This is a genomic window from Bradyrhizobium sp. Mp19 (assembly GCF_029952935.1).
GTDB lineage: Bacteria > Pseudomonadota > Alphaproteobacteria > Rhizobiales > Xanthobacteraceae > Bradyrhizobium > Bradyrhizobium elkanii.
Map to the genome: position 1 here is coordinate 1 of NZ_JASAUT010000037.1, position 8,397 is coordinate 8,397.

Annotated in this window: 4 protein-coding genes and 2 pseudogenes; all 6 read left to right on the forward strand. The window is 64.1% G+C overall.

Translation table 11 applies throughout. The annotated features are described in order from the left end of the window. On the forward strand, nucleotides 1-534 hold a 534-nt coding region (locus QJT82_RS30900; RefSeq protein ID WP_281446667.1), incomplete at its 5' end, for a cytochrome P450. A 132-nt stretch (nucleotides 535-666) separates the two neighbouring features. Further along, on the forward strand, nucleotides 667-1,665 hold the full coding sequence (locus QJT82_RS30905; protein ID WP_259245107.1) for a polyprenyl synthetase family protein: 999 nt from the start codon (nucleotides 667-669) through the stop codon (nucleotides 1,663-1,665). Nucleotides 1,666-1,925: 260 nt separating this feature from the next. Further along, nucleotides 1,926-3,476 (forward strand): hypothetical protein, encoded by a 1,551-nt coding sequence (locus tag QJT82_RS30910; protein WP_259245108.1) that lies wholly within the window; start codon nucleotides 1,926-1,928, stop codon nucleotides 3,474-3,476. Beyond that, complete coding sequence (locus QJT82_RS30915) at nucleotides 3,473-4,360, forward strand: hypothetical protein (RefSeq protein ID WP_038388667.1); 888 nt, start codon at nucleotides 3,473-3,475, stop codon at nucleotides 4,358-4,360. Before QJT82_RS30910 ends, QJT82_RS30915 begins: the two co-directional genes overlap by 4 nt. Before the next feature lie 14 nt (nucleotides 4,361-4,374). Beyond that, nucleotides 4,375-4,566: pseudogene (locus QJT82_RS30920) on the forward strand (transposase); the annotation flags it as partial. A 397-nt stretch (nucleotides 4,567-4,963) separates the two neighbouring features. Beyond that, nucleotides 4,964-8,397, forward strand: a pseudogene (locus QJT82_RS30925) (hypothetical protein); the annotation flags it as partial.

Sequence of the window (8,397 nt, forward strand, 5' to 3'; positions counted from 1 at the left end):
GTGATCGAGCTGGCGCGGCAGCCTGGGCTGTGGGACGCCCTGGTCGAGGAGGCGCAACGCGTGGGCACGGTGCCGACTCGGCACGCGGACCTGGCGCAGTGTCCGGTCGCCGAGGCGATGTTCCGCGAGACGCTGCGCGTGTATCCGGCGACGCCGCTCCTAGTGCGTCGCGCACTGCGTGAATTGAGACTCGGCCAACGGCGCATTCCCGCGGGCACCGATCTGTGCATCCCACTGCTGCATTTCTCCACCTCGGCGCTGCTGCACGAGGCGCCTGATCAGTTTCGGCTGGCGCGGTGGCTGCAACGCACCGAGCCGATCCGGCCGGTGGACATGCTGCAGTTCGGTACCGGCCCACACGTCTGCATGGGCTACCACCTGGCATGGCTGGAACTGGTGCAGTTCTGTATCGCCTTGGCGCTGACCATGCACGAGGCCGGGGTGCGGCCGCGGTTGCTAAGCGGCGTCGAAAAAGGCCGGCGCTATTACCCGACCGCACATCCGTCCATGACGATCCGCATCGGATTCTCATGAGCTGGCATCGCATGCCCCTGTGGCGAGCCAACGGCGCCGGCGACGCGCAGCATTGCTGCACTCGGTGCGACGCCGACAACACCCTGGCGGCGGGGCTCGCCGTGGCGGTCTCCTGTCAAGGACAAAAACAACATGCAGACCGGTTCCAGGCCACAGGACGACAGAACTGATGATTCCGCGCCCGGCGGATCGGGCACGCAGGCGCGCGGCGCATCCGGCTTGCTGCTCCCCGAGATCTGGATGCAGGACGGCGCAAAGCGGGTCGAACTGGAGCTGGCGCGTCTTCTCTGCGCCGAACATGACGGTGAGACCGAGCTGATGGCGGCGATGCGCTACGCCACCTTGCATGGCGGGAAACGTACCCGCGCCTTGCTCTGTCTGGCTGCCGGCGCATTGGCCGACACACCGGCGCACATGCTCGACAACGTCGCCGCCGCCATCGAGATGATGCACGCCTGTACCCTGGTTCACGACGATCTGCCCGCGATGGACGACGACGTGCTTCGCCGCGGCCGTCCGACCGTGCACGTCAAGTTCGGCGAAGCGACTGCGATCCTGGTCGGCGATGCGCTGCAGGCGCACGCCTTCCTGACCCTGGCGAGCCTGGATGCGCCGGGCGACAACCGTATCGCGCTCGTGCGCGAATTGGCGCAGGCGGTGTCCGCCGAGGGTGCCGCAGGCGGGCAGGCCATGGATCTGTCGCTGGTTGGAAAGCACGTCGAGCTGGACAGGATCGTGGCGATGCACCGGATGAAGAGCGGAGCGCTAGTGCGCGCGTCCGTTCGCATGGGCGCGCTATGCGCAGTCGCGGATGATGCCGCGCACGCTGCGCTGTACTGTGCGCTCGATCATTACAGCGCTTGTTTCGGCCTGGCGCTGCAGGTGATCGACGACATTCTCGACGTGACAGCGGATACCGCGGCGCTGGGCAAGACCCCCGGCAAGGACGAGGCGGCGCAGAAGCCGACCTGCGCGTCGTTCATGGGGCTGCAGGCAGCACGCCAGTTCGCGCTGGATCTGTTGCGCGATAGCGGGGAGGCTATCGCGCCGCTGGGGCCGCGTACGGAGCGGTTGGCGCAAATCCTACAGCGGACCAACGCGTATCTGTTCAAGCACGCGCCATCCGCATGAGCGCGCCCGTTCGCATGGAGGCGCCCCCGTGGCGTTGCGATCGGCCGGCGGCAGCGGTGCATGCTGCACTGTGTCCCGAGTTCGCGCCGCTGATCGCAGCGGTTGGCCAGCATTGCCGCGGCGCACGTGGCGCGCGGCGCGCAAGCCTATGCGGCCGTCCGGCGCTGCTGAGGCGCCGGACCGCGACGGGCCTGCGGCGACGTGCGCGGCGTCTGCCCGATTCTGGTTCCCGTCAATCGTTTGCAGAAGGAACATCCTGCGTGAATGCGCTGTCCGAACAGATTCTTTCCGAATTGCGCCGCCTGCTGAGCGAGATGAGCGATGGTGGCCGCGTCGGTCCGTCCGTCTACGATACGGCGCGAGCGCTGTGGTTCCACGGCAACGTCACCGGTCGGCAGGACGCATACGCGTGGCTCCTCGCGCAGCAACAGGCCGACGGCGGTTGGGGAAGCGCGGACTTCTCGCGGTTCCGCCATGCGCCCACGTGGGCGGCGTTGCTGGCATTGCAGCGCGCCGGTTCTCTTCCCGGCGTTGCAGACGCAGTCCAGGCTGCAACCCAGTTCCTCCAGCGCCAGCCCGATCCCTACGCGCATGCGGTGCCGGAAGATGCGCCCATCGGCGCGGAGCTGATCCTGCCGCAGCTTTGCGGCGAGGCCGCATCCTTGCTGGGCGACGTGGCGTTTCCGCGCCACCCGGCGCTGTTGCCGTTGCGGCAAGCGTGCATGGTCAAGCTGGGGACTGTGGCAACGTTGCCGAGCGGCCATCCATTGCTGCACTCCTGGGAAGCCTGGGGGACGTCGCCGACCACCGCATTCCCGGATGACGACGGCAGCATCGGCATCAGTCCGGCGGCCACCGCCGCGTGGCGTGCGTACGCCGTGACACAGGCGAGCACGCCGCAGCTCGGGCGCGCCGATGAGTATTTGCAGATGGCATCGCGGGCGACGCGCAGCGGCATCGAAGGTGTCATTCCCAATGTCTGGCCGATCAATGTGTTCGAGCCATGCTGGTCGCTGTACACCCTGCATCTGGCCGGGCTGTTCGCGCATCCCGCGCTCGCCGAGGCGGTGCGCGTGATCGTCGCGCAGCTCGACGCCCGCCTGGGCGTGCGCGGTCTGGGCCCGGCCTTGCACTTTGCGGCCGATGCGGACGACACCGCCGTTGCGTTGTGCGTCCTGCGCCTTGCAGGCCGCGACCCGGCGGTCGATGCGTTGCGCCAATTCGAAATCGGCGAGCTGTTCGTCACCTTCCCCGGCGAGCGCAATTCCTCCGTGTCGACCAACATCCATGCCCTGCATGCGTTGCGACTGTTGGGAAAGCCCGCCGTCGGCACCAGCGCCTACGTCGAGGCCAATCGGAACCCGCACGGTCTATGGGACAACGAAAAATGGCACGTTTCGTGGCTGTATCCCACCGCGCATGCGGTCGCTGCGCTGGCGCAAGGCAAGGCGCAGTGGCGCGATGAGCGCGCGCTGGCGGCGCTGCTGCTGGCGCAGCGCGAGGACGGCGGCTGGGGCGCGGGTCGCGCGTCAACGTTCGAGGAAACCGCCTATGCGCTGTTCGCGTTGCACGTGATGAACGGGAGCGAAGAGCCGACAGGGCGCCGGCGCATCGCGCAAGCAGTAGCGCGTGCGCTGGAGTGGATGCTCGCCCGCCATGCGGCGCACGCGTTGCCGCAGACGCCGCTGTGGATCGGCAAGGAACTGTATTGTCCAACTCGGGTTGTGCGCGTCGCCGAACTCGCCGGGTTGTGGCTGGCGCTTCGTTGGGGACGGCGCAACCCGGCCGAGGAAGCAGGAGCGACGCCATGATCCAGACCGAACGCGCGCTGCAGCAGGTGCTGGAGTGGGGGCATTCCTTGACCGGGTTCGGCGAGGAGCATGCCGTGGAAGCGGTGAGGGGTGGCCAGTACATCCTGCAGAGCATCCGCCTGAGCCTGCGCGACATCAGCGCCCGCACCGGCCGCGATCCGCAGGACGAAACGCTGATCGTGGCATTCTATCGCGAACTGGCGCTGCTGTTCTGGCTCGACGATTGCAACGATCTTGGCTTGATCGCGCCGGAGCAGCTCGCCGCGGTAGAGCAGGCGCTGGGGCAGGGCGTGCCGTGCGCGCTTCCCGGATTCGAGGGCTGCGCTGTGCTGCGCGCTTCGCTGGCCGCGCTCGCCTACGATCGTCGCGACTATGCTCAGCTTCTCGACGATACCCGGTGCTACTGCGCAGCGCTGCGCGCCGGGCACGCGCAAGCGGCGGGGGCGGAACGCTGGTCTTACACCGAGTACTTGCACAACGGCATCGATTCGATCGCCTACGCGAACGTGCTCTGTTGCCTGTCGTTGCTGTGGGGGCTGGACATGGCGACCTTGCGCGCGCGTCCGGCGTTTCGCCAGGTCCTGCGGCTCATCTCCGCGATAGGGCGCCTGCAGAACGACCTGCATGGACGCGACAAGGACAGGTCGGCCGGCGAGGCCTACAACGCGGCGATTCTCCTGCTGCAGCGCTATCCGGCTATGCCTGTGGTGGAGTTCCTCAACGACGAGCTGGCCGGCCTTACGCGCATGCTGGACCGGGTGATGGCGAAAGAACGCTTTCCCGCGCCCTGGGGAGCGTTGATCGAGGCCATGGCGGCCATCCGCGCGCAGTACTACCAGACCTCGACCAGCCGCTACCGCAGCGACGCTGCGGGGGGAGGCTAGCGTGCGCCGGCTTCGTCAACGGCGAGATCAAGCGGCGGACCGAAGTGGTCGGCATCTTTCCCAATGAGGACGCCATCACCCGTCTGGTCGGCGCAATCCTGTTCGAGCAGAATGACGGGCGGGGCGTCGAGCGTCGACGCTACATGACACTGGGAACCATCGCCCCGTTGGGCGATGATCCCGCCGTGAGCCTTCCGGCTATCGCCACTGACCGATCCAGGCCCATGCCGGCACCCGCACTCAGCTACACCACGCTGCGGGGCACGATCATACAAGAAGGCTCAAGAACGCCCACAGAACCGTTCTTCGGGAGGTTCCTTATCGATTTCCGGCCATGGGGGCAGTCTGCGTGTCCGCTGCAGGAAGTCGGCGGCTCCGCGTCAGGTTCTCGACAGATATCGCACATAGAGCAGGGTTTCCAGAGGCGATCATAGCTGGCGATCGCTGCAAGAATACTGGAGCGCCCGGTCGGAGTGCTTCGACGCGGCATTTTGGGCGTTCACGATAGTTTTCTGCTGGGTTCGATGCTGCCGAGTCGATTCCGTGGCAAATCACAACCGACCTCAGGCTTCAAATTGGCCTATAGTCCGAAAGTGAGAACGAATGAAGTTCGAATCCACCAACTGGGTGCGTCAACAATCGGGCACTGCGGGCCCGCAAGAGAGCTCACCGGCTCCGTCCACAGATGCGGCGGCCTTTGAGCAGCAGCTGAGCGAGATCGCTGTCCCGTCTGCTCCCGTGCTCATGCAGGTCCGCGCCCATCAAGCGGAGGCATCGCGATCTGAGGCGAATGCCGGAACGGATGAGGCGGTGCTGGGCGCCGCAGCGCTCCAGACCGCTCAGTCAAATTGGGTCTTGGTAGGTCGCAGCAAGGAGCCGCTTTATGCTAAGGATGCGCGCCTTGTTTCCGGCCTTAAGCAGGCGCTCCTGGGAGCTGCCGAGAGCACCGCCACGAGCTACGTCGGTTATCTGCTCAGCTTGAGCCGCTGGCTCTTTGCAAAGGACAAGCCGGGCATTGCTGATCGGCTTCATGACGAGTCGATGGACAAGGATGTCGAGGAGTTCATAACCAAAGGTGGGACGGCGAACGTCCGTTGGGCACTAGCTCGTCTGCGGACCTCTCAATTGACGGGGGGAGTCGTACCGATCGCAGGCCGCCCTGACCTCACTCCTTATCCCAGGGATGGACTTCTCATCAAAGAATACAGACAGCAAGCGGTGGCGGCCGGAACTTCAAGTACCGCCAAAACCTATGCATCCATTCTCACGGATTTCAGCCACTACCTTCGTGCAAACAACAAGCCTGGCATTGCTGCTCGGCTTCAGGACGAGAAATGGAACGAGGACGAACCGCTCAATGAAGAGATCAAGCGCTACAAGGACGCCGGGGGTAACAAAAGTATCGGCGCGGCACTTGATCATCTCCGTAATGGAGCGAGAAAACTCAACGGTCCGCCTTTTCATCCCGAAGACGCGCCCTTGATTTCCGGACTTCAAGAAGCACTCGTTAAGGCTGGGTACGAGGAGATCACCGTTAAGACGAATTATGTTCGTCCTCTTCGCAGATTCAGCCAGTGGCTCTTTGCAAAAAACGAGCCGGGAGTGGCTGCTCGGCTTAACGACGAATCGCTCAGCAGCGACGCTGCGATCTTCGATCAAGGTCGCAGGCACCTCGTTCTTACCGCACTAGATCGTCTCCGCGCCTCTCAGTCGCCGGGCGGAGTCGCGTCAATCACTGCCCGGGCAGGGGGCATTGAGGCCGCGGCTAAGCAGGGCGGGTCGCAGCCCGCCTTCAGTTGGCCAGCGGCACTCGCTGAGGGGGATGATCGAGAGTTATTCTTTGGGACGGTCGACGAAGCCGGTGCATCGTCGTGTCTTCAGCCACCGCGGGATAGCCTGGCATTGAATCCTGCAGAGTCCCCTCATCCCGTGAACTGGCGCCACCAGGACGACGAGCTGACGAATGAACGTTACCGCGACATCCTCGTGCCAGGCGAGCAGATTCCCATCATGCGGGCGAGCGGGCAGCCATCTACGCCGCTTCCGCACGGTCAAGGCGGTGGAACGATGCTGAATGCCTCGGCGCTACCGCCCGGCCATGCAAAATTGGTTTTCGCAGGTAGCAGCCTAGATCCTGTTTATTGCGAAGATGCCTCTCTTATTGAGGGGCTGAGGCCGGCACTCATCAAAGCTGGGGCCTCCGAGAGCACGGTCGGTCGCAATCTACGTGGTCTTTTCAGCTTGGGGCATTGGCTCGTGAAGAACGACAAGCCGGGCATTGCTTCCCGGCTTTACGACAAGTCGCTGGACAAGGATGCCCAGGAGTTCGCCGAGAAGGAGGAGCAGGCCATCGCTGCCCCACTGGATTATCTTCGAGCCTCCCAATCGCCGGGCGGCATCACGCCGTTTGCAAGCCGGGTAGAGCAGAATCCCTATCCCCAGGATGCGGATCTCATCAAAAGGTACAAGGAAGAAGCACCCCTGAGCACCGCCAACACCGCCAGGAGCTATGCAACTCTTCTTATCGATTTCAGTGATTACCTCCGTGAAAACGATAAGCCCGGCATTGCTGCTCGGCTTGGCCACGGCTCGCTGGATAAAGATGTCAATCGGTATAAGGAGGTGGACCCCCATAGCCGCAGTAAAGCCGGAGCCGCACTGGCTCATCTCCTGAAGTCGCCGGCGGGTGCTACAGCGATCGAACTCCTGCGTCATATTCGCCCCCTGCCTGATCTCGAAGACGCGGTTCGCGCCGAGATGAAGCCGACCCTCTCCGCGGCTGCGCAGCACAGCGGGTCGAACGGAGCTGTCAGCTGGCCGAAGATTTTGCCTGCGAACCAGCAGGATCTGCCTTTAGAGACGATGGACGGACCCAGCCCCTCGCCGCCTCCGCAGGGCGACGCGGTTGAGCGGCCGCTGATGCAGATCCCATCCCATCAACTGGCGACGTCACCAGCGCAGAGACAAGCTCCGGCGTCGTCGCCGGACGAGCTGATCGGCGAGCAGCTTCCGGCCGAAGACGCGGAACTCTTGACGAGGTTTCGCGTGCACGCCGAGAGGCGCAAGCTTACCCCAGGGGCCATCAACAACAATGTTTCCGGACTTGGGACTTTTGTCCGCTGGGTTAACGCAAGTCATCGGGGCCCTGTAGCTTCTCGGCTGCGAGACGGTTCATCGCTCGATGAGGAAATAGCGAAGTACAGGAGCTTGGGCCGTGACCCCCAGAACCGCATTAGGTCGGCTGTGGACGTTCTCCGGCGGCTGCTGCGTGGGGGGGAAGAAGTCGAAGCACCCGAACCCCGCGTCCTCGGTGCCCCCCGTCGCCTAGTTCCTCATCCAGAAGATGCGCCCCTCATCGAGGGCGCGCTGAGCCAAGCTCTGAAAGATCTTAAAACTCCGACTGCGAAGCTGAGGCAGTCCGCGCAACAGCGGGCGAGGCGTCTTCGTGCGCTGAGTGCGTGGCTGAGAGGAAATGGCAAAGGGAGCATCATCGGGCGGCTAAACGGCTCCAGCAGGCAGCAGGTATCCCTCGACAATGACGTAGTAGCATTCCAATGGACTGGAGGCAGAGTACACGGTCCCGATCTGTCGCATCTTCGCAGCTACTTGAAACTCGTCGAGGCGAACCGAGAGCTGGGGCTGCCAGGCCCTGAGCAGCCGAGCTCGCCGGCCGCGCAGGGCGATCGGTTTTCCGGCTCTTCGCGGGATCTTCCCTCAGCGCCGGCCAGCCTAAGCGCTGGAGCTTGGGTTTGGTTGAGTGAACAGCTGCAAGAACCAGGATCACCATCCAGGCCCGCGTCAAATGCTAAGGGCAGGCTTGAGCCATTTGTTGATCTGAATGCGCCACCGCCGTCCGAGTTGCGCGAGGATGCTCAGTTTGCGCCAGCCGATCCTTCCAGGGTTCGCTCAGACACCTACGCTGGTCTTGAGCCATTTGTTGATCTGAATGCGCCAACGCCCTCCGACTTGCGGGACGATGCTCAGTTTGCGCCAGCCGATCCTTCCAGGGTTTGCTCAGACACCTACGCTGGTCTTGA